Below are 22,302 nucleotides of genomic sequence, written 5' to 3'. Positions count from 1 at the left end.
CGACCCTATTCACGAAAGACGATCGCAATGAACCGCTTTTCCCAGATCTCCATTTTCGCTCTCGGTATTTCGCTCGCCACCTCGGCTCAGGCGCAGGAGCAACCAGCGGACAACGTGATCGTCGTGACCGCACAGCGAAACAACGAAACCGAGGTTGTGAATGGTGGCAACGCCGGGGTGCTCGGCGACAAGCCGGCAGAGGACCTGCCCTTCGCAATCCGTTCCTATGACGAGAGCCTGATCCTCAACCAGCAACCTCGCTCGCTGGGCGATGTACTGGAAAATGACCCGACCATTCGGACCACTTACGGCTTCGGCAATGCGTCAGAGCAGTTCGTGATCCGCGGATTCACTCTGTTCGGCGATGATGTGGGTCTCAACGGTCTATATGGGATCACACCGCGGCAGTTGGTTGCACCCGAACTGTTCGAAAGCGTTCAGGTCCTCAACGGCGCGAGCGCTTTCCTGAATGGCGCAGCGCCCGGCGGCTCAGGGCTTGGCGGTAGCGTCAACCTGCAGCTCAAGCGGGCTGGAAATAGTGACCTCAATCGCGTGACCGTCTCGGCCAGCGAGCATGCCCACTTCGGCGGCAGCTTCGATGTCGCCCGCCGCTTTGGCCCGAACGACGAATGGGGCGTGCGCCTGAACGCAGCCTATCGGGATGGCGAGACTTCGATCGACCGTGAAGACCGCCGCACCCAAGTCGTGGGCGGCGCGCTCGACTATGACAGCGGCCCGCTTCGAGCGGCGCTAGACCTCGCGTTCCAGAATGTCCGGATCGACGCATTGCGCCCGAAGGTCACCGTCGGAAGCGCAACCATCCCCGCCGTTCCCGATGGCGATGCGAACTATGCGCAGGATTTCACCTACACCGAAATGCGCGATGTCTTCGGCACGCTGGGCGTAGAATATGATCTTGCCGAGAATGCATTGGCATATTTCAGGGCCGGTGCTCGCGACGGGCGCGAGGAAGGTATTTACGGCGGCATCACCGTTCTCGATTCCGCCAGCGGTGCCGCCAATGGCACGGCGCTGTACGTCCCGCGGACCGACAACAACGAAGCGCTGGAAGCTGGCATCCGCGCGAAGCTGGGCGAAGCGATTACCCACGAGTTCAATTTCGGCGGCAATGCCAGCTGGCAGGTGAACCGCAACGCCTATGATTTCCGGTACGGACCGGGCTTTGCCGGCTATGCCACCAATCTCTACGACACCCCGCAGGTAGACCTGCCCTCTTCGACCCTCGTCGGAGGCGACCTGGACGATCCCTTCCCGATTGCGCGTACGAGGCTCTGGAGCGCTTTTGCATCCGACACGATCGGATTGCTCAACGACCGGTTGCAGGTCACGGCGGGTCTGCGCCTGCAATCGATCAATGTTAAGAGCTACAGCTATTTCGGCGGAGACCTGGCAAGCGAATACGATGAAAGCTCAGTCACGCCCGTGATCGGCGTGGTGCTGAAACCCCTCGATGGCCTGTCGATATACGGCAACCGGATCGAAGCGCTCCAGCAAGGTCCGACAGCACCGCTCGACCCGGCGCTTGTGAGCAATCCGGGAGAGGTGCTCGCCCCGCGCAAATCGCTGCAATACGAAGTTGGCGGCAAGCTCGCAGTTGGCCGCGTCTTCGTCGGCTTGGGGGCCTACCGGCTCGAACGTCCCGGCGAAGGTATTCTTGCCGATGGCAGTTTCGCATACCTCGGCGATCAACGGCACCAGGGCCTCGAGTTCACGGTCAACGGCGACGTGACCCCAAATCTCAGGCTTATCGGCGGCGCAGCCCTTACCGATGCAGAGCTCGTCAGCGGCAGCGACGTACCGGGCGTTCCCGAATACACGGCCAATGCAGACGTGGAGTGGGACCTCGGCTTTCTGCCCGGTGCGACGATCACCGCGCGTGCTGTGCACACCGGTCCACAATGGGTCGATGCTGCCAACACGCTCGAACTCGATAGCTGGACGCGTCTCGATCTTGGTGCGCGCTATGTCTTCGTGACCGGCGAAACGCCGGTCACGCTGCGCCTCTCGGTCGACAACATCACGAACGAAAAATACTGGGCCAGCGCGTTCGACGCCTTTTCGGCCGCACTGCTTCAAGGAACGCCACGCACGATCAAGGCCAGTCTCTCAGCCGATTTCTGAATTGGGTAGCTTAGGGGCCGACAGAAGACTTTTCTCTCGCGCGCTCGAATGTCCGTCGAAGAAGCAGTAACGATCTGGGCCCGGGCAGTCCGCGGTTAGAAGTTCGGGAGCTCCTGCTCTGCAAAACCCCAGCCGGCGAGCGATTTCGATCCGGCCCTATCGATCAGTTTCTTTCCTTCATCGATGCTATAAAGCTTGGCCGCGTCTATCGATTTCAGCTCGTTCCACCCAATCGGGACGGCGACTGGCGCTCCACTTCGAGCTCTTGCGGAATAGGGTGTAACGGCAGTGCTGCCACGTTGATTGCGCAGCCAGTCGATGAATATCCTTCCCTTGCGCTTGGCCTTGCTCATCGAGGCAGTGAAGCGATCCGGTTCGGCAAGCGAAAGTGCCTCTGCAAAGCGGCGAGCGAAGTCCATGTGCATCTCCCACGAATGCCCCGGACTCAAAGGGACGATCACGTGCACCCCCTTCCCTCCGGACAACATCGCGAAACTCACCAGGCCGAGGTCGGCCAGGCGGTCACGAATGTCACGCGCCGCGCGTTTGACATCTCCGAAGTCCAACCCTTCATCCGGATCCAGGTCGAATATCATCCGGTCCGGCTCTTCAACCGCGAAACTTCGGGAGGCCCATCCATGGAACTCGATCGTGCCCATCTGGACGCACTGAAGAATGCCGCGCCGGTCCTCGACATAAAGGTAGTCTTCGCTTGACCCGTCCTTCTCTCGGATTGGCACGTGATGCACCGCATCGCCGAATGCCCCGCTGTCATGTTTCTGGAAAAAACACTTGCGGGCACGGCCTTGCGGACAGCGCACCAGGCTGACCGGACGTTTCCCGACGAACGGCAACATCGTATCGGCGATCAGGTCGTAATAATCCGCAAGCTGGCCCTTTGTCTGGCCGGAATCTGGAAAGACAACACGGTCCCGACTGGATATCTCGACCGCATCGTCATCCTGGGCCTTTGACTTTTCCCGCTCCGGTTCGACTGCGCTCGCAGATTTGTCGGCGCGCAGACCGAGATAACTGCCGTGCCTGATGTTTCCGCCAGCGGTGAATTCGGCGAAGGCTACTTCCGCGACGAGTTTCGGCGTCACCCAAGTCACTCCGCGAGCACTGGACGTATCGACTTCTGCGGGAGGCGTCTTCCGCTCCAGTCGCGCCAGCTTGGGTCCGAGTTCGTCGAAATCGTCGGCTGCAAAACCGGTGCCCACATTGCCCTTGTAGATCAGTTCGCCATCTTCGTGCTGAGCCATGAGAAGCGAGGCAAAGGGCCGTCCTTTTGCGGAGGATTTCTTCCATCCGATAATCACAAACTCCTGGCGCCGGGTACATTTGACCTTCACCCACGCCTTGCTGCGGGCGTGACGATAGGGTGCATCCATCTTCTTGGAGATGATCCCTTCCTGCCCCGCGCCGCACATTGTCTGGTATAATTTTTCACCTGCACCGATAATGTGTTCAGCAAGAAAAACGGGCGGCTCAGATTTCGACAACAGAGCCTCCAGCCGTTCCTTGCGTTCGATATTGGGGAGCGCTTTCAAATCCTCGCCTGCCAGTTCCAAAAGGTCAAAAGCGTGAAACTGCAGCGCGTCGCCATCGGCTTGCGCGCCGTGGCCGCGCTTCAGCACCCGCTGCAGCGAAGAGAAATCGGGGTTTCCCTTTGCATCCGTGGCGACGATTTCTCCGTCAATCAGGCACGCGGGCAGATCGAGTGACCGTAGCGCCTCGACCAGAGGGGCGAACTTATCGGTCCAGTCTTTCCCGTTGCGCGTGAACACGCCCACTTGCTTGCCCTTGGCAGCGACAATGGTTCGGTAGCCGTCGAACTTGATCTCGTGCATCCAGCCATTGCCGGCGGGCACCTCATCAACAAGCGTGGCAAGCTGCGGCTTGCGGAATTTCGGTAGCGGCCCGTCGTTTCGCCGTTTTGCGCGGGCGGTTCTGGCATTGCGGGAAGGTGCTTTCTCCATCTGCGCGAGAAACGCATCGTCCTTCTTACCGGCCAGCGAGTATTCTCCCGCCTTGTCGGCAGCGATTTCGGCCATGGATCGGCCGGTAAGCACGCTCGTCAGCTCCCGTTCGACCAGGGCATCCCCGTTTTCGGCATGGTCGTCCTGAAGCTTGCGAAGCAACCAGTTCTCCCGCTTCTCCCCCGGCTTCTTCTTGAGCCGGATGAGCAGCCACTCACCCTTCATACGCTCGCCTCGGAGGCTGAAATGCAAATGGCCTTTGTCGATATCCTTGGATGACTTGCCCTTAACGGGAGACCATGTTCCCCTGTCCCAAAGCATGACCGTACCTCCGCCATATTCACCCTTGGGAATGACGCCCTCGAATTCGGCATAGGACATTGGGTGATCTTCGGTCCGGACAGCCAGCCGCTTGATTTCGGGGTCGGGCGAAGGTCCCTTGGTGACTGCCCAGCTTTTCAGCACACCATCGACCTCCAGCCGCAAATCCCAGTGAAGCCGGGTGGCGTCATGTTTCTGGACGATGAAGAGATTGCCACTCGTGCTACCGCGAGCCTCGCCGGAAGGTTCGGGCGTTTTCGCGAAGTCGCGTTTCGCGTTATATTCGGCAAGGAGGTTCTTCGCCTTACCCATGAGCTAGGCCGATTTCTTGCGCTTCGTCGCACTCTTTTTGGGCGCATCCCCATCAACCGATTTCTTCAGCGCGGCCATGAGATCGATGACGTTCGAGCCGCTGGCATCGCCGGGCTCGTCGACATCTTCGATGATGGCCTTCTTGCTCTTCGACTTCGCCTTCTTGTCGATCAACTTGCGGAGCGCATCGACATAGCGATCCTTGAACTCGCTTGCGTCGAAAGGCGCGCTTTTCTGCTCGATCAGGGTAGTCGCCAGATCGAGCAGTTCCTTCTTGGGTTTCGATTCCTCGATGTCGGCAAAGAACGACTGGCCTTTGCGCACCTCGTCCGCATACCTCAGGGTTTCGAGAAGTAGCCCCTTGCCGCAAGGTTTGATGGCAACCAGCTTCTCACTTCCCCGCATCGACAGTTGTCCTAGCGCGACTTTCTTGGCTTTGCGCAGCGCTTCGCGCAGGACGATGAACGCTTCTTCCGCCAATTCATCCTGCGGCGCGACATAATAGGGCTTCTCGAAATAGAGCGGGTCGATCTCGCAGGTGTCGACGAACTGCACCAGTTCGAGCGTTCGCTTGCTCTCGACCTTGACCGCCTCGATCTCCTCGTCCTCCAGCAGGACGTAGTTTCCCTTGGAAACTTCATAGCCGCGGATGATCTCGTCCCGATCGACCGGACCGATACCCGGGACGACTTTCTCGTAAGAAATGCGCTTGCCGCTGGGTTCGTGGATCTGGTTGAAACTGATCTTCGCGCCGGACTTGGTCGCGGTATATATCTCTACCGGGATTGATACGAGGGCTAGCCTGATCTGCCCCTGCCAATATGCACGCGCCGCCATATCCCTAGCCTTTCCTGTTTCGGGTCATGCGAGTCAGCGAATGGGCGGGGAATTGGTTTCTTCTCTCTCACGCGGCGTGGCCCGCTTGATCGCATCTGACACGAAAAGGCCGGGCAAACCCTGCGGTGTGCCCGGCCCAATCCCTTCGAAGCGAAGTCTTATTCGGCGTCGCTTGCTTCAGCAGGTGCGTTCTTCGCAGCCGAAGCAGTGGCTTCGCCGGCGATCAGCGCAGTGCCGCTCGCGGTCAGCTGGCTGGCAGGAATGGTTGCCAAGCCGTCCTTTTTCTCGACTACGACATCGCGGATTTCGCCGCTGCGCGTTGCGACGATATCGCGCACCTTGCCTAACTGCTGTCCCGAGGGAAGGTGGACCGGCATGCCGGGTGCGACGGAAAATGCGCCTTCACCCTGTGCTGCGCCACTGCCCGCAAGCGCGAGAATGCCGCTGTCGATCATACCGCTACCGGTTCCGGCGCCATTGGCCGAACCAGCGACGCTTCCTGCCTGCCCGGCGGCGCCAGCGAGGCGCTCGCGAGCCGAACCGACTGCAGGCGTCGCGACATTGCGTACGGTCGAGGCCGTTTCGCGTGCCTTGCCGGCGACACCATGCACCGCACCGGTGACGTGACTGGTACCGATCAGCTGTGCATTAGCATTGCCCGAGCCCGAGGCGTTGGCGGAACCGGAACTATTACCCGAAGCCTCGCCTGCCGGCGTGCCGATCAACTGGCTGGTTGTCGCATCGAGGTTCGTGTCGAGGCTGCGATCGATCGAGACATTGCCGTTCTCACGGTCGACGTTCTGCTTGCCTCGTGTCGAAGCGTCGCCGCGAAGCGTGCCGCGAGTTGTCGAGCGCAGCGTCTCGGACGGCGCGCGAAGCGTCGAATTGACGGTTCCGTTGATAGATCCGGTGACGCCCGAAAGACCGCCGCCGCCTAGGAGCTGCGCGTGGGCGGGTGCGGCAATCAGGGTAAGTGCCGAAGCGGCTAGCATGAGAGTTTTCATCGTGAGTTCCTTTCTGCTTGCGGACGCGAAGGATGTCGGTGCATCCGCTTGAAAGGAAAACGGGTGGGCAATTCCGTTTAATCCATGGAACTCGAAAAAAATTACCTGCCTTTGCATGTGCCGCAGACGAGACCCCTGCCATAGGTGTCGTCCGGACCTTTACGGCCAAGGTCGATCGCTTCGTTGTCGAGAGCGGTGCGCCAGTTGCCGCCCTGCCCCATTGCGCGTGCAATCCGGGAAGCAACCAATGGGGTTGCAAAGGAAGTGCCCCGTAGCCCGATCCGCTTTCCTTTCGCATTGCGGCCGTAAATGCCGGCACCAGGCGCAGAGTAATCCAGATGTAGCGCGCGACCGGCTTCGATCAGCGCGCGGCGCTTGCCATCGACAGCCGTTACCGCGACGACACCTTCATAGGATGCGGGATAGGCAGGCGGTGCAGCTGGCCCGTCGTTTCCGACTGCCGCGACCACGACCACGCCCTTGCGCTGCGCAGCTCCGATCGCCCTTTGCAATACGGCGTTGTTCGGCCCAACCAAGCTGATCGTCACTACCTTGCTCCCCGAGGAAACCAGCCACCCGAGGCCCTTTGCAATAGCGAGCGCATTGCCCCCCGCCTTGTCGGTTCCATAGACATCGGCGACCTTGATGTTGCCGGCGCCAGCGCTTGCCAGCAGCGATGCGACGGCACTTCCATGGTTGCTGGGAAAGGGAGCCCCCTTTGCGAAGCCCCGGGTTTCGGCAACCTTGACGGAAGGGCCCGGCGCTCCGTCGATCATTCCGACCGGTACCGCTGTAGAGGCGGCACTTTGCGCGGAAATCGCCAGCGCTGCACCATTCGCGCTTCCCGACTGGAAATGAAGGTTGTCAGCGCTGATCTGGGCGGTGGGCAAAAGGTTCGATAGCAGGAGTTGGGCCTCTGCCAGATCCAGCCCAGCAGGTACGCCAATACGTATCACCGAAAGATCAAGCCCCTCGATCTCATCTTGGGATAGCATGGTGAAACCGGCCTGAAGCGCCGGCTCGATAGCCTTCACGGATGCATCCATGACCAACAATTCGCCGCGCCGTGCAGGAGCGCCCTCGGCATCCAGCTCGATCACATCCGCATTTCGCCGCACCAACCTGTCGATCATGCGCAAACGATCCCGTGCCAGCCGATTTGCCGTGCGTTGCAGTGCCGTGCGTGTTTCATCGAGGTCATCGAGCGCGTCACCAAGGACCGGTCCGACCTGCGGGATAGGAACGCGCGGCAAGGCCACTTGCGCGGCAAGGGGCGCAGCGATCAGGGCCATGGCGGCGCTCAACAGGGTAAAAACTCGCATCGGTCTCTCGTTCATCGGCTAAAATGCATTAAGCATGGATGAAACGCACCCGGTCATCCGTTTAATCCATGGAAGGCAAAGACACTGAACCCATCGTTCGAGAAAGACTTGCTTGCCCTGCTGCCCCGCTTGCGCCGTTTCGCGATCGGGCTGTGCGGCAATGCGTCCGACGGTGACGATCTCTGCCAGATGACATTAGAGCGCGCGCTCGCCAATCGTTCCCGCTGGGAAGAAGGCACGCGGCTCGATAGCTGGATGTATCGGATCATGCGCAATATCTGGATCGACGAGGGTCGCAAAGTGACCCGCAGCATGCAGACGTTCGTCGCGGAAGACGCCGGTCTGGGCGTCGGCGGAGAAGGCGCGCAGGAAGCCTCTGTCGAACTCGGCAATGTGGACAGGGCCATGCAGAAACTGCCGGAGGATCAGCGCGAGGCAGTGTTGCTCGTCATGGTCGAAGGCTATGCTTACAAGGAAGCGGCGGAAATCGTCGGGTGTCCTGTGGGGACATTAAATTCCCGCCTCGTTCGCGGGCGCGACGCGTTGATGGCGATCCTGGGAGAAGCATCGTGAAGGTAACCCCTGAAGATATCGCCGCCTTCGCCGATGGCGAGCTGTCCGGCGATCGCGAGGCAGAAATTGCCGCTGCCGTGGCCGCCGATCCCGCGCTGGCGGAACAGGTCGAGCGTCACAAGGCAATGAAGTCGATGCTGGGCGCACATTATGCCCCCGTGATCGACCAGCCCGTTCCTGACCGGCTCGCTTCCATGCTCGCCGGATCGGACGCTGCCGAAGTCGTCGATTTCGCCGCTGCTCGCCAGAAGCGAGAAAGCCGCAAGCGTCTGCCGCATTGGGGCTGGATCGCCGGACCCGCGCTGGCTGCCTCTCTGGCCTTGGCTGTGTTCCGGCCCGGTCAGGGGGTAGAGAGCTCTGCATATGCCGATGCGCAGCTGGCAGCCGTTCTCGACGAACGGCTCGTTGCCGACCAATCGCAGACGGACGATGTCCGTGTGCTCCTGTCGTTCCGCAATGACGAGGGCCGCTATTGCCGCGCATTCAGCGCCGAAGCTCGCGGTGGTATCGCCTGCAACACCGAGAATGGCTGGCGTCTCGAGGCCACCGGCACGGGAAATGACGGCGCGGATACCGATTACCGCATGGCCGGCGTCGGGGATGGACAAATACTCGCGCTGGCGCAGGAGATGGCCTCGGGCCCCGCACTCGATGCCGCAGCCGAAAGAGAGGCTCGGGAACAGGGCTGGCGTTGAGGCACCACCCATTCATGGGTGTGTGCTCGAATTATCTTTGAACAGCAAAAAAGGAAGGACCGGCGGGTCGTCCGGTCCTTCCTCGGGAGTGGCCGCGCGTTGGGACGGACGCGGCCAGGGGGACGGCTCATCAGTCCACGAAGTAGACCCGGCCCGCGCGATAGCCACGCTCGGCCATTTCTTCGATGTACTGCACACGCTCGTGCTTCAGTTCGTGCGCGTACTCTTCCCACGCATCGCGCTGGTCTTCGATATCGCTCGCACGGCGAAGGTCGCTGGTGAGCTCTTTCTGAGCTTCGATGACGTCGATCCGGTAATCGAACCAAAAGCGGTTCTCGATGCCGGCGATGGGCGAGGTGATGATGAGAGCTTCTTCCGCCCTTGCGAGCTGTTCTTCATGCAACATCGGCATGGCGGCTGTCGCTGCGGTAGCAAGGCCGAGCGCGAGGCAAGGAATGGTGGCAAACTTGATCATGGTTTCGTCTCCTTTTTGAAGAGCGGCCGGCAGCGCCGGCCGCTTAAAAGGGAAACGGGCCACGTTCCGCGTTTAATCCATCCCGTCGGAAAAATTTTCCGGGTTTGCGCACAAAGCAGGTTCGAGCTCCGGGCGGGAGCAGGGAAATCATCCTCCGCAGCGTCACCCGGCACTGGTCACCTGCGCCTTACGGAGCGGAAGCGCGACCGAATGAATATTCAACAAACCACCGATTCGCGACGTCATTAAGAAAGAGATGGATTAAAATACCACGGCCAATCGTTTTGTATTCAAAAGGACAGGAAGAGACCTGGCCCTGCTTTTGAAATTATCAAATGTTAACCACAAGACCCGTGCGAAACCGTGATATGTTAGTGACAACGCTCTGATATTTGAACAAAAATTCGCGGTGTGTGGGAACAAACCTTAATCTTCTTTCTTCAGGTTGTACTCGAAAGAACGGGGGTTTTTGATGAGGGTATATGTCGTAGAGAACGATGACGAGGTGCGTGCGACCTTGCAGTCGCTCCTCGATACATGCGGTCACGAGGTCGCATGGTACCGGGACGGGAGGGATTTTCTTCACCAGTCCGGTTCCCTGCCACCCGGATGTATCGTGCTCGACCGCAACCTCCCCGGTCTGGACACATTGAATTTCGATCGCGCGTGCGTGCGAACCTGTGTCGATCGCCACGAGGTCATCGTTCTTAGCGGTCCCTGCGATGTCTGTGATGCTGTTGCTGCCATGCGCGCGGGTGCTGTCGACTTCTTCGAACTGCCTTATCGCAGGGCCGAACTACTAGACGCTCTCACGCGGGCAAATATGCGACTTGAAGAGCGCGCTGCCAAAAAACGCGAGGCAGCCAAGAATTTGCAGCTCTTCGGTAAGCTCACCCAGCGCGAACTCGCTGTGCTGCGCGCGAGCGGTCAAGGCGAAAGCAGCAAGGTGGCAGCACACAAGCTGTGCCTAAGCCCCAGGACGGTCGAAATGCACCGCTCCAGCATTTTGAAGAAACTAGAAGTGCCCACCTTTGCTGCAGCCCTGGTGATGGCCAATTCCGCCGACATTCTCCGATCGTAGTCTCCCGGGCGCTTAGCAATCCAAAATATATATACTACCGCAATTTTACGGTAACCGGATAAGAATGCAGTAAAAATTGCAGCTTATCTTATTCGCGGGATCACTGCACTTTCGCCCCCAAGGTTTCACAACCGGGGGAGAAGTAGATGCAGATCCAACAGCGATCGATCGATCAGAAGCGGCGTTTGAACGCCTATCGAAACTTTATTTCCCGGCTGCCCCCACACGCGAGAGAGCCGGAAATCTGGTTGCGCTACCTGCACCTTGTCAGATCCGCATACGCCTCCCCGTTCGCGGCTGTATTTTCCATCGACGACGAAGGCTTGCTTGTCATCGACTGGGTCGATGCGCGTCTCGACGCCGCCTTCAGCGAATTCGTGCAGCTGATAGAGGCCCAAAGCGACTTACTGAGCTATTTCGAGTTCGTCGAAAGACCCGCACCGGTCGTCCTGGTGCGGGACTGGGCCTGCGTACGCTTGTCCTATTTCTGCCAGACACCCGCGATCGGGATCGCAGTTCACATCGGACAGACCGATGAGCGAGCGATCGACACGACCGTGCTCCACTCTTTTGAAAAGGTCGTTTCGACCTGCCTCGCACTCCCCGAACGCCACGAGAAGCAATCAGCGTCACTTCCGTGGTGCGGGGCCTTGAGCCGGGACCGGTCTAATTTCCGGCCCGAGCTCGTGACGCTGACCAACACAACCGGAGAGAGATGATCATGATGAACCTTGAACTAAAAAGGGGAGCCGGCGTCAGAGCATTGAAATGCGCGGCCCTCGCCACGGTCGCGACCACCACTCTCGCGTCACCCGTTTTCGAGCAAAAGGCACATGCCCAAGCACTTCAGCCCGTAGTTGACGTTTGTACCGGCATCACTTTGCCGCGGTCGGCCGTGACCGAGGTGATCGGAGCCGTGAACCAGCCGATCGTCGAGCAGATAGAGACAACGGTGAACGGCATCACGACCGTTACGCTGGTGCTTGCACCGCTCGCGACCATCACGGATCTCGATATCGATCTATCCTCCATCCTGGCGGATGCAGAGGCAGGCGATCCGATCAGCCTTCAGATCCTCGATACGAACGGCAACATCATTACCGCTTCTGACGACTGTAACGTGATTGCCGACGCCTACACGCTCGTCGGCGAGTCCGGCATCGAGATCGGCGGCAACCAGATCACTGGCCTCGGGGCCGACGGACAGACTGCGTCAGCCGGTGAACTGGACGCCATCGCGTTCGGTAACAATGCCAGCACCGCCGTAGGTGCGACCGGGGCCGTCGCTATCGGCACCAATGCTTCCGTCACGGCTGCAAACAGCGTTGCTCTGGGTGCGGATTCCGTGGCTGACCGCGAGAATACGGTGTCTGTCGGATCGGCAGGGAACGAACGCCAGATCGTCAATGTCGCTGACGGTACCGCTGCGACCGACGCGGCAACGGTCGGGCAGGTGGATGCAGCAATCGCGCTCGCCACGGAAAACATCGTGGAATATGACGATGGAACCCAAGCCCAGGTTACCCTCCAAGGAGCAGGCGGCACCACCATCACCAATCTCGCCGCAGGCGGTGTGAACGGCACTTCGACCGATGCAGTGAATGGTTCGCAATTGTTCGCCACCAACCAGAGCGTTGCTGCCAATGCGGCAGACATTGCAACTCTGGATGGCCGAGTTACCGTGAACGAGGGCGACATCGTGGACCTCGATGGAAGGGTTACCGTCAACGAAGGCGACATTGCGGGGCTCGACACCCGGCTTACGGCGGCAGAAGGCGATATCGTCGACCTGGATACGCGGGTAACGGCGAACGAAGGGGCAATCACGACCCTCGAGGAACTCGCCGTCCAATATGACGACACGACACAGTCGAGCATTACGCTGGGTGGCGCCAGTGGAACCGTAGTGACCAATGTTGCTGCCGGTGAAGTCAGCGCCACATCCACCGATGCGGTCAATGGAGCCCAGCTCTTCGCGACAAATCAGGCAGTCGATGCTCTCGACACCAGGGTGACTGTAAACGAGGCAAATATCGCCACGAACACAGCAAATATCGCAACGAATACGACAGCGATTGCGAACCTGCAGGTCACCGCTGGCGAATTCGACGGGCGTATAACCCAGAACGAAGAGGATATCGCCGATCTCGAGGGACGCGTGACCGTGAATGAGGGCGACATCGCCAACCTTGATGGCCGCGTCACCGTGAACGAGGGCGACATCGCCAATCTCGACGGGCGGGTCACAGTGAACGAGGGGGACATCGCAAACCTCGACGGACGCGTTACGGTAAACGAAGGGGACATCGCAAACCTCGATGGACGTGTTACCGTGAACGAGGGCGACATCGCCAATCTCGACGGGCGGGTCACTGTGAATGAAGGTGACATCACCGCCCTAGATGGTCGTGTAGCCGTGAATGAGGGCGACATTACCGATCTCGATACCCGTGTAACCACGAACGAGGGTGACATCGTTGCCATCGACGGACGGGTGACGGTGAATGAAACCACTATCACAAACATCCAGGCGCAACTGGCCACTGTCCCCGTTACATACCTATCGGACGCCGATGGCAGTACGCCGAGCGCTGTGCCGACCGACACAGCTGCTTTTGTGGGTGCAAGCGGCGGCGCCGTCCGGGTGACCAATGTGGCAGAGGGTGAACTTGCAGCCGCCTCTACCGATGCGGTCAATGGCAGCCAGCTCTATGCCACCAACCAAGCCGTGGCCCAGAACACGGCGGATATCGAAACCATCAACTCCAACCTCGCCGGAAGCACCGTGGTGGCGGTACAGTACTCGGATCCGGACAACCCCACCGTCAGCAATGGCGGGACCATCACGAACGACGTGACTTTGGTTGGGGCGGACCCTTCGGCACCGGTTGTCCTGCATAATGTCGCCAACGGGACGCTTGCCAACGACGCAGCGAATGTGGGCCAGTTGCAGACCGGCCTGTCCAGCGTCATGGCTTCGTCGATGAGCTACACCGACCAGCGGATGGCCGAGGCGATGGCGTATACGGACATGCGGATTGCCGACCTCAGCTTCGATCTGGCGGAGTTCCGCGATGAAGCCTTCTCGGGAACGGCTGCGGCAATGGCCATGTCTTCAATCCCGCAATCGATCGAACCGAACAAGTCTCTGATCGGTGGTGCTGTCGGGCATTATCGCGGAAAGACGGCATTCGGCTTCGGCTATTCCGGTGTTTCCGGTAATGGCAAGATGATCTTCAATGCCAGAGGTACGATCGACACAGATGGTAAGGGAGGCTTCTCCGTCGGAACCGGGATCAGCTTCTAAATTACCCGTCAACAAAACCAGGGCCACGACATCGTCGTGGCCCTTTTTGCGTGCTGGAACACAGCATCCAAGAGGACGCTGCCTGCGGCGGTTACTGGAACATGTGCATTCCGGGCGGAGGCGGCGGAGGGGGCGCTTCGCTGACGACGGCTTCCGCAATTGCGACACCAGCCACGATCTGGGCGTCCGAAAGCGGTTTGTGCAGGCATCCGATCGCCACTTCATTGACTAGCTTACCGGGACAGTTGCCCGTCGCAAAAATGACGGCCACACCCATGGCGCTTATCTTGCGAGCGACTTCCAATCCGCTGTCGCCTCCGGCAAGGCGCATGTCGACCAACGCAAGATCCGGTCGATAGTGGGTTGCGGCAAGCAATGCCGAGGGTTCGTCATCCGCGATTTCGACGACCTGATGACCGCAATCTTCCAACACGTCGCGTATGTTGAGCGCTATCAGGGCTTCATCTTCAACAATCAGTATCTTCATAGCCAATAATCGTGATCTGCTACGTCATGCGAGCGGAAGACTTAGAACGGTGCTGGTACCGCGTTCATCCGACACGGTTTCAACCTGCGCACGAATTTGCCGTCCAAGCGCTTCCACGATCCTGGACCCAAGCCCGGTTCCTTCGCCTACATTGGTGGACGGAGAAAAACCGACGCCATCGTCAAACACTCGCAACTCAAGTTTATCGTTATTGGAACGCAAGGTCATGCCTACGGTTCCACTGCGGCCATCGGGGAACGCATACTTGAGGCTGTTCGTGAGGAGCTCGGAAACCACCAGGGCTAACGGCACGGCGCGATCGATTCCGAGTGCGACTCCTGTCTCCAACTCGAGATTTGTCTTTACTTTCTCGCCGAGGCTCATCGACGCGATGGTCGCAGTCGCGAGCTCGTCAAGAAACTCGCCAATGTCGACCATCGAATGTTCGCCGCTCATGTAGAGGCGCTGGTGGATCGATGCCACGACCGCAACGCGGTTCTTTGCATCAGCTAGCGCCGCCTTCAGGCTATCGTCGGTCACCTGCCTAGCATGTAATTGGAGCAGTGCCGTTACGACCTGAAGGCTGTTCTTGACCCTGTGGTTCACTTCCTGGAGCAGGGTCTCGCGCGCTGCGAGCGCCTCCTCGAGTTCCTTCTCCCTCTGCTCCAGTACGCGCTTCAGTTCGTTTTCCCGCGTGACGTCGCGGATCGCCGCGAAGAAAATACTGTCTTCATCCTGCGGGATCAGCTGCAAATGCACGGAGACATCGTACAGGCTTCCGTCTTTTCGCTGGTGCACGGTCTCGAAGACAATGTCGCCCGATCCACTCTCGAGAAGTGGTCGGACTTTCTCCTTAAACTGATGCTCATTGAGCTCGGGCTTGATGTCCCACGGAGTGAGATCACGCAATTCTTCAAACCCGTAACCCAAGTTTTCTCGCGCTCCCCGGTTCACTAGGAGAAACTTGAAAGTCGTGGCGGAAAACAGAAAGATTTCGCTCGCCGCATCTTCGACGATCAGACCAAGCTGGGCGGTGTTGACAAGGGAAGTGTCCCTTTGAGGCATCGACGTCACCTATCCTGAATTCGACACCCCATATCTAACTGGTTGCGGCCGCCGTTCCAATTGCTTTCGCACGATCGGCTTTGCGGCGCGACCCCGCCGGCCGGACGTCCTCCCCCAACCACACAATCGATACTGATGGATGTAAGTTTGGGCGCCTCCGTCTAGCGCGAACGTCTATTCAGCAACCACGCCATTACTAAATGGCTAGACGTTCTAGTGCGATATCGGGAACACAGCTCTCGATCTCGCGTCGTAGCCTATGGGAAAAGCGAGAGTGAGATGTTCACACAATTAAATCCGCCTTTGCCGGTCATCGTTCTAGAGAAAGGTCCGGGTCTGGCTTTCGCCGTGATCGACTACGGGGTGGAACATAATCTCATTTGGGTAACGGCTCTCGATGCGACCGGCGAGATTTGGTGTGCGCCCAATCCGAAGGTTCGGCTGCAGGCCAATTGGTCGATGGGCCGCACCAAGGACGAGCGCGTGAGCATCATTCCGGAAGGGGTGTGCGCCCAGTGAAACCTGGAGTCCTGGCAGTTTCCGATCGCGTTTCCGAAAGGATCGCGAGGGAGTTCCGCGACCACATCGCCGCGGGCGATTTCCCGTGCGTCGGTGCAAAGTCCGCATTGGCGAAGGGCATGCTCGAGATCGTGGTGGCGTTCGATATTCGCAGTGGTTGGGACGATTTGCGTATCCACCACAAGCTGTTGGAATGGTCGGAAACCTATCGTGAAGACCCGGACGGACTGCGAAGCCTAGCCATTGTGTTCGCGCAGCCATCCATGCTGACCGAAGACGAATTCGAACGTTTGATGTGGGAACGGCTTCAATCATTCGCAGAAAAGGACGAATGGTTGGGCCAAGCCTACGACGCCGGAGTAAGCCCCGATCCAGAGGATCCGCATTTCTCGCTCAGCTTCGGCGGTGAAGCATTCTTCGTCGTCGGCTTGCACCCGACAGCCTCGCGGCCCGCGCGCCGGTTCCGCCATCCAACAATGGTGTTCAATCTTCACAACCAGTTCGAGCAACTACGAGAGGATGGGCGCTACGAACGGATGAGGGAGGCAATACTCGAGCGCGATCGCAAATTGGCCGGGGACATCAATCCCATGCTCGCGAGGCACGGAGAAAGCAGCGAGGCGCGTCAATACAGTGGCCGCATCGTGAACGAGAATTGGCAATGCCCTTTTCGCGACCCCCGATTGGAGAAAAAATGAAACGAATAGAACCACGAAGCGGCGTCGCATTCACGCTGCAAAAGGGGCAGACGCTTACGGTTTACGATCCGGAAGGGCAGCAAGTTTCGGATTTGGTCGCCTATAATGCCGATGACGTCGGCGAGGTGATCTCGAACGGCCGGACATTCGATTACGAGGAAACGATCAACCTAGGTTGCGAGAACCAGCTCTGGTCGAACCGTTCCAATCCCATGCTGACGATCGTTTCCGATACGGCCGAAACCCACGATTTCCTGCTCACTCCTTGCAGCGAGGCTACATTCGAGCATTTCTACCCGGACAAGCCGATTCACCGCGGCTGTTTCGGCAATCTCGCCGAAGCACTGGCGCCTTACGGGATCGAACCGGACGACATTCCCACCGCTTTCAATATCTTCATGAACGTACCGGTCGACGGCCAAAGCGGCGTATTGGCTGTAAAGCCTCCGACCACGGAAGCGGGCGACAGGATCGAATTCAGGGCGGAAATGGATCTCATCATCGGCCTGACAGCCTGTTCGGCTTACGATTCCAATGGCGGTACGTTCAAGCCTATCGATTACGAGGTGAAGTAGAGTGCCCGATACGATCAACGTATGGTCGAGCTGGATCAGGCTTGCCGAAATTTCAGTCAATGCCGTACTTTTCTACATTCTGATCATCGTAATGGTCAGGATCGTGGGCAAGCGCACCACCAGCCAGCTGAACAATTTCGACTGGATCATTAACGTTGCGGTCGGCAGCCTCGCAGCAAGCGGCATACTTCTACGCAATGTGGCTAGCGTTGATGCCATGATCGCGATCGCTGTCCTTGCCGCCTGTCAATATGCCACCACCCATCTGGTCCAGCGTAGCAAACTGGTGGCGAGCGCGGTGAAAGCGGAGCCGACGCTGCTCACTCATAAGGGTGAGTTCCTGCGCGATGCGATGGAGCGAACGCGTATCTCCGAAGAAGAGATCAAGACGGCGCTTCGACGGAATGGCCTGACTGAAAATGCGGGCGCAAACTGGGTCGTACTCGAGCCCAATGGCGAGCTCTCTGTCATACCGCGTCAGGACGTGAACTGGGAAAATGCAGAAGCTTTGGCGGACGTATCTGCGCCGCCCAACCTCAAGGGCTAATCCCAATCATCCTCCAATTTGAGAGGCCCCTCGCCATAGAGATAATCGGGATCGAACCGAGCGAACTTCTTCAACAGGTCCCAGTCATCAGTGTAGAGATCACCGCGTCGTATCTCGGCAATTTCCATTTCTTTCAATTTGCCGACAGCACGGTTGGCGTGGATCGCGCTAACACCGCACATGTCTGCCATATCGAACTGGGTGAACGGGGTTCTAAGGGCCCGCGAATTTACACGACCTATCAATTCCAACCGCGTGCGGAGTTCCGCGTAAAGATGCGCGATGCGCCGAGGGGCATCGAGCTGTTCCAGCGTCTGTATCCATTTTCTATGGATCGCTGCGTCCAGCAAGGTGGCAAACCACATCGCGCGCGCCACGCCCGGCCGATCCATCATGACTCGCCTCAATGTGGCGTGACTGACGCAGCCAACGCGCACCTTCCCCGCCGCGACGACATTGTGATCCAGCCGCTTCAGCGCGAAGCCGTGAAGATCGATAAAATCACCAGGAAGATGGACGCCCGTTATGAAGCGCTTTCCGCCGCTCTCGATCGTCCGGAATACATATCCCTCGATGAGGATGGTGCTGCACTCGGTTCTTGCGCCCCTTTCGAGAATGCACGTGCCGTCCCCGTGCTCTTCCACGGATTCCACAAGGTTCTCGATGTAGGTCAAATCTTCGGACCGAAGGTTCTGCCTCAGCCTCCCCGCCAGAAAATCGCCGGTAAGAGGATAGCGAACCGCTCGAACCTTGTCAGTCGTAGCGTGCATGTCGAGGATTTATGCAAAGCAGTAAAAAGCGTCTATTGACGGATGTTAGCTTTCTATTCTTTTCCGATTACGCATCGGTTTGAACCAAAGCCTCTCTCTTTAGCTCGTTTGCGGAATTCTCCCTCACTGCGCGAAGCGGATGCCGGCAGATCATACAATGCGGTTCTATTCCGCCCCCTGGCAGGTATCCCCATCTACGCATCCTCTCAGCGAGGCTCGCATCCACCCTCTCGGGGGTACCATAATCCGAGTTTCCGTCACGAAGAGCAATTTGCGGGTCGTTATCTTTTAGAGATAGAAACGCGAAAAGCGATCTGCGGATCTGGTCGGGCTGTGCGATCAAGTCCTCGTAGCGAATGACCTGTACGGCATGCAGAAACTCAAGGTCAGCGCGCACGGTTTCATACGCATCCAACGCATAACGTACCAACTCCGCGGGATCTTCATCGACCCACTTCGCCAACGCAGCTGCCATCTTCTGCGGATGCCGCAAAATCACGATGAATTGTGATGTCGGGAATAGCTGTTGGTACAACCGCATCCGCGTTAAGTTTACAGGGGACTTTTCCAGCCACCAGGGCTTTGAAGGATCGTACCATTGCGACCAGTCGCTTAGCATTCGTTGCTGCGTTTCGAGGTTGTCGTACCGGGAACCCTCGCACAGGTGCTGGGACCGGTCCGTAGCATAGTGACCAGGGCGGCCATCCATCGCAGTGTGCGGGATTCCCCCTTGCAAGTAACACCCTTCATTCTCGGGAACCGGGGCACCTTGGATAGAGCTTATCGAGGGATGCTCCCCCAGAATTCGGGACAAAAGGCTGGTACCTGTCCGGTGCAAGCCAGCTACGAATACGAAGCGGGGACGCGCAGCTTTCAATCGTAGTCGCGCAGGTACAGCGCCCCTTCGCCAAAAAGGTAGTCTGGCGTGAATACAGCGAATTCCTCAAGTCTGTTTCGATCGGGAATGCGTACCGCTCCCCTCTGGAAGTCGGCGATGCCCTTCTTTCGCAAGTCTGCCAAAGCCCGGTTGGTGTGTATCGGTGTCGCGCCGCACATATCGGCGATATCAGCCTGACGAAGAGGAGTTTCGAAACCGTCTTCGAACCCTAGGCCAACCATTTCAAGCCGCCGCCAGACTTCGGCAAAGATGTGGGCTATACGGCGCGGAGCGGTCAATTGTTCAAGTTTCATGATCCACTCTCGGTGCATCGCGGCATCCAGCATGGTGGAAAACCAGAACAGCCGCGCAAGGTGCGGGCGTTCTTTCATGGTTTTAAGAATTTCACTGTGCGGAATTTGGGCAATAGTTGTCGGCCCGACGCAATCGATGTTGTGATCCAGGCGCTTGAGCGCGAAGCAGTGAAGATCGACGAAATCGCCCGGCACATGAAAACTGACACCATAGCGTCGATCATCGCTTTCCAGCGTGCGCAGCATGAAGCCATCGATCAGGATCGTGGAATGATCGCAAACGTCGCCGCGTGCGATTAGCCGGTGACCATCGGGATAGGTTTTGATCGACCCCGCCATATTTTCCAGCTCGACCTGCTCCGACTGGCTCATATCGTGTCGTAGGCGGCCAGCCAGAAATCGCCCGGTCTTTGGAAACTGGCTGGGTTCACCGTCTCGTGCCATGCCTACTCCTTCTGAATGGCCAATTACGGTTCAGGTGGAAACTTGTGCCATTATGCATCAATGTTAGATTGTGGGAAACGTCGACGTTTGGCGCGTAAAGTTCGCATGTCGAAAAGAAACGTCTTCGCGCCGTGAAGGTCGCCGTCCTTGCCCATATCCGTCATGCCATAGCCGAACCCTTCAGCGGGGGCATGGAAGCGCATTGCGACATGTTGTGCCGGGGTCTGCGTGCAGCCGGTCACGAGGTAGACCTGTTTGCCGCGGAGGGATCTAGCGATCCGGGCCTCGTCCCCATTTGCGAAGCGCCCTATGACGAGGTCCTGCCATGGCGGATCTACCGGGGCACGGGAGAACTTGCGGCATATCAACGCACCGCATTCGAGCGCGTCCTGCTACACATCGGCTCCGGCGGCTATGACGTGGTTCATAACAATTCCCTGTTTCCCGAAATTATCGACTGGTGTGGGGATGCAGGGATCCCGTGTGTTACATCGCAGCACGTCCCCCCGTTCGGCACCATGTTCGAAGCTGTCATGCGCAATTGCGACCGGGCGAATATAGCGACCACCGTCACTTCCATGAACCAGCAGGAACTGTGGTCGGAACGCGGGTGCGCTGAAACACGTGTCGTTCGGAACGGAATTGATACTGCCGCTTGGTCCCCTGGCGCCAATGTAGGTGAATATTTCACCTGGATCGGCCGAATTGTCCCGAATAAGGGCCTGGCAGAGGCGGTGCGAGCCGCCACTCTAGCTCGAGTTCGACTGAAGATATTCGGACCGGTCGAAGATGCAGCTTATTTTGCGAAAGCGGTCGAGCCCTATCTGAAGGATGGCATCGAATTCTACGGTCACCGAACAGCGTCCGTGCTGCGGCAGGAGGTCGCCGGGGCCCGTGGGGCGATGGTCACCCCACTGTGGGACGAACCCTTCGGCCTGGTTGCCGCCGAAGCCCTGTCATGCGGTACGCCAGTCGCTGGGTTCAGCCGAGGCGCGCTTCCCGAAGTAGTCGGCGATTGCGGGTTGCTCGTCAGATCCGGCGACGTTTCAGCATTGGCGAAGGCGCTTGAGCGAGCCGATACGATCGACCGCGCCTCATGCCGCAGGAGAGCGCTGGAACGGCTTTCGATCGATGCGATGATCGCCGGCTACGAAGCCTGCTATGCCGACGTCATTGCGGGCGCCCGACTGGCATCATTGCCGCGGCTGGCCTGGGCTTCCAGCTGTTCGAGCACCAGCGAGCTGCTCGCATAGGGCTCATGCTCCTGCTGGCGGGTCATGGCCAGGTCGTTTTCCGACGGCTCTCGTAGCTTCACCCACCCGCCAACTCCATCCGGTTCGACCAGACCCATCAACCGGAAAGCGCGAAGCCAGTGCTGCATCGTCGGCTCACCCCATTTGGCCGCGAAGATACCAGCGTTGGCAATAACACTGTCCAGATGATGGACCGGCGGCATATGGTGCTTGTGATATTGGTGGAACGCTTTGGCACCACGGGCCCACCAAAGCGGCACGTCCTTCGATACGATCGTGCGGCCGAAATCCGTGTCCTCGCCGCCGTAGCCGACATAACGGGGATCGAAACCGCCAAGTCGTTCGAACGTCCTCGCGTGAAGTGCGAAGTTGAGTGACCAGAAGCAGCGATAATCCCCGCACTTCCCCACCATGCCGGGTGGAGGACCAGCCCTTTCCGAATGTTTGACTGAGACCTGCTCGAAGCGTTCGAAATCTATACCGTTATCCGTAGCGCTCTGGGGGAGGTATCCAACCTCGCCCATCCACACGCCTTCGCCCTGTTCGGCAACGGCGGCATAATCCTGGACCAGGTTGGGCGAAGGTATGCAGTCGACATCCAGAAAGACTAGAAGATCGCTTTTCGCGGCGGATGCAGCGACATTTCGGGCCTCGGCAAGACAGATACCGGATTGGCCGAGCATAACTTGCCGTATGGGAAAACTG

22 protein-coding genes are annotated in these 22,302 nt (G+C 58.7%); 11 read left to right on the top strand and 11 right to left on the bottom strand.

Annotated elements, in window-relative coordinates; genetic code table 11:
- The first annotated feature begins 27 nt into the window (after nt 1–27).
- Entirely contained in the window at nt 28–2,142 is a 2,115-nt protein-coding gene (locus BM173_RS11485) for a TonB-dependent receptor (RefSeq protein ID WP_090481780.1), read from the top strand.
- Between the two features lie 95 nt (nt 2,143–2,237).
- On the opposite strand, the gene ligD is transcribed toward BM173_RS11485, so the two are convergent.
- The 4 genes from ligD to BM173_RS11465 all read right to left on the bottom strand — a co-directional run bounded on the left by ligD (nt 2,238) and on the right by BM173_RS11465 (nt 7,917).
- Complete coding sequence (gene ligD, locus BM173_RS11480; protein ID WP_090481779.1) at nt 2,238–4,754, bottom strand: DNA ligase D; 2,517 nt, start codon at nt 4,752–4,754, stop codon at nt 2,238–2,240.
- A gap of 3 nt (nt 4,755–4,757) precedes the next feature.
- On the bottom strand, nt 4,758–5,591 hold the full coding sequence (ku, locus tag BM173_RS11475) for a non-homologous end joining protein Ku (protein WP_090481776.1): 834 nt from the start codon (nt 5,589–5,591) through the stop codon (nt 4,758–4,760).
- 158 nt (nt 5,592–5,749) lie between these two features.
- Entirely contained in the window at nt 5,750–6,595 is an 846-nt protein-coding gene (locus BM173_RS11470; RefSeq protein ID WP_090481773.1) for a hypothetical protein, read from the bottom strand.
- 101 nt (nt 6,596–6,696) lie between these two features.
- Nucleotides 6,697–7,917, bottom strand: coding sequence for a S8 family serine peptidase (locus tag BM173_RS11465; protein WP_245755876.1), 1,221 nt, complete (start codon nt 7,915–7,917; stop codon nt 6,697–6,699).
- A gap of 129 nt (nt 7,918–8,046) precedes the next feature.
- On the opposite strand from BM173_RS11465, the gene BM173_RS11460 reads away from it, so the two are divergent.
- Nucleotides 8,047–8,490 (top strand): RNA polymerase sigma factor, encoded by a 444-nt coding sequence (locus BM173_RS11460; RefSeq protein ID WP_245755875.1) that lies wholly within the window; start codon nt 8,047–8,049, stop codon nt 8,488–8,490.
- On the top strand, nt 8,487–9,185 hold the full coding sequence (locus tag BM173_RS11455) for a hypothetical protein (RefSeq protein WP_090481765.1): 699 nt from the start codon (nt 8,487–8,489) through the stop codon (nt 9,183–9,185). The genes BM173_RS11460 and BM173_RS11455 overlap by 4 nt, the downstream gene beginning before the upstream one ends.
- Nucleotides 9,186–9,315: 130 nt before the next feature.
- Here BM173_RS11455 and BM173_RS11450 read toward each other — a convergent pair whose 3' ends face one another.
- Nucleotides 9,316–9,660, bottom strand: a complete 345-nt coding sequence (locus BM173_RS11450) for a hypothetical protein (RefSeq protein ID WP_177201892.1) — start codon at nt 9,658–9,660, stop codon at nt 9,316–9,318.
- A gap of 472 nt (nt 9,661–10,132) precedes the next feature.
- On the opposite strand from BM173_RS11450, the gene BM173_RS11445 reads away from it, so the two are divergent.
- From BM173_RS11445 to BM173_RS11435, 3 genes are all read left to right on the top strand, one after another.
- Nucleotides 10,133–10,741: a response regulator transcription factor gene (locus BM173_RS11445; RefSeq protein WP_090481762.1), complete on the top strand. Its 609-nt coding sequence runs from the start codon at nt 10,133–10,135 to the stop codon at nt 10,739–10,741.
- A gap of 146 nt (nt 10,742–10,887) precedes the next feature.
- Nucleotides 10,888–11,460 (top strand): hypothetical protein, encoded by a 573-nt coding sequence (locus tag BM173_RS11440; protein WP_090481759.1) that lies wholly within the window; start codon nt 10,888–10,890, stop codon nt 11,458–11,460.
- A gap of 176 nt (nt 11,461–11,636) precedes the next feature.
- Nucleotides 11,637–14,048: a YadA-like family protein gene (locus tag BM173_RS11435; protein ID WP_143089638.1), complete on the top strand. Its 2,412-nt coding sequence runs from the start codon at nt 11,637–11,639 to the stop codon at nt 14,046–14,048.
- Nucleotides 14,049–14,139: 91 nt separating this feature from the next.
- Here the strand turns inward: BM173_RS11435 and BM173_RS11430 are convergent, their stop codons facing one another.
- On the bottom strand, nt 14,140–14,535 hold the full coding sequence (locus tag BM173_RS11430) for a response regulator (protein WP_090481754.1): 396 nt from the start codon (nt 14,533–14,535) through the stop codon (nt 14,140–14,142).
- Between the two features lie 24 nt (nt 14,536–14,559).
- A complete protein-coding gene (locus BM173_RS11425; RefSeq protein WP_090481751.1) occupies nt 14,560–15,600 on the bottom strand; it encodes a sensor histidine kinase in 1,041 nt (346 codons plus the stop codon).
- 279 nt (nt 15,601–15,879) lie between these two features.
- On the opposite strand from BM173_RS11425, the gene BM173_RS11420 reads away from it, so the two are divergent.
- Genes BM173_RS11420 through BM173_RS11405 form a run of 4 tightly spaced genes read left to right on the top strand, consistent with a single transcriptional unit; the run spans nt 15,880 to nt 17,939 of the window.
- A complete protein-coding gene (locus BM173_RS11420) occupies nt 15,880–16,119 on the top strand; it encodes a hypothetical protein (RefSeq protein WP_090481749.1) in 240 nt (79 codons plus the stop codon).
- Between the two features lie 11 nt (nt 16,120–16,130).
- Nucleotides 16,131–16,817 (top strand): guanitoxin biosynthesis heme-dependent pre-guanitoxin N-hydroxylase GntA, encoded by a 687-nt coding sequence (gene gntA, locus BM173_RS11415; RefSeq protein WP_281247538.1) that lies wholly within the window; start codon nt 16,131–16,133, stop codon nt 16,815–16,817.
- The gene (locus tag BM173_RS11410) at nt 16,814–17,392 is read left to right on the top strand and encodes a DUF1989 domain-containing protein (protein ID WP_177201890.1); all 579 of its coding nucleotides are present in this window, start codon (nt 16,814–16,816) and stop codon (nt 17,390–17,392) included. The genes gntA and BM173_RS11410 overlap by 4 nt, the downstream gene beginning before the upstream one ends.
- 1 nt (nt 17,393) lies before the next feature.
- A complete protein-coding gene (locus BM173_RS11405) occupies nt 17,394–17,939 on the top strand; it encodes a DUF421 domain-containing protein (protein ID WP_090481742.1) in 546 nt (181 codons plus the stop codon).
- Here the strand turns inward: BM173_RS11405 and BM173_RS11400 are convergent.
- From BM173_RS11400 to BM173_RS11390, 3 genes are all read right to left on the bottom strand, one after another.
- The gene (locus BM173_RS11400) at nt 17,936–18,613 is read right to left on the bottom strand and encodes a Crp/Fnr family transcriptional regulator (RefSeq protein ID WP_245755874.1); all 678 of its coding nucleotides are present in this window, start codon (nt 18,611–18,613) and stop codon (nt 17,936–17,938) included. The genes BM173_RS11405 and BM173_RS11400 overlap by 4 nt on opposite strands.
- A 163-nt stretch (nt 18,614–18,776) precedes the next feature.
- Nucleotides 18,777–19,586: a sulfotransferase family protein gene (locus tag BM173_RS11395; RefSeq protein WP_090481736.1), complete on the bottom strand. Its 810-nt coding sequence runs from the start codon at nt 19,584–19,586 to the stop codon at nt 18,777–18,779.
- Nucleotides 19,583–20,344: a Crp/Fnr family transcriptional regulator gene (locus BM173_RS11390; protein ID WP_090481734.1), complete on the bottom strand. Its 762-nt coding sequence runs from the start codon at nt 20,342–20,344 to the stop codon at nt 19,583–19,585. Before BM173_RS11390 ends, BM173_RS11395 begins: the two co-directional genes overlap by 4 nt.
- Before the next feature lie 131 nt (nt 20,345–20,475).
- Between BM173_RS11390 and BM173_RS11385 the strand changes: the two genes are divergently transcribed.
- The gene (locus BM173_RS11385) at nt 20,476–21,597 is read left to right on the top strand and encodes a glycosyltransferase (protein ID WP_090481731.1); all 1,122 of its coding nucleotides are present in this window, start codon (nt 20,476–20,478) and stop codon (nt 21,595–21,597) included.
- On the opposite strand, the gene BM173_RS11380 is transcribed toward BM173_RS11385, so the two are convergent.
- A complete protein-coding gene (locus tag BM173_RS11380; protein WP_245755873.1) occupies nt 21,504–22,280 on the bottom strand; it encodes a glycosyltransferase family 2 protein in 777 nt (258 codons plus the stop codon). The genes BM173_RS11385 and BM173_RS11380 overlap by 94 nt on opposite strands.
- Between the last annotated feature and the right edge of the window lie 22 nt (nt 22,281–22,302).

Source organism: Qipengyuania nanhaisediminis (assembly GCF_900115585.1).
In the GTDB taxonomy this organism is placed as follows: domain Bacteria; phylum Pseudomonadota; class Alphaproteobacteria; order Sphingomonadales; family Sphingomonadaceae; genus Qipengyuania; species Qipengyuania nanhaisediminis.
Note: the sequence above shows the minus strand (reverse complement) of the source record. Positions and strands in the feature narration are given on the sequence as shown.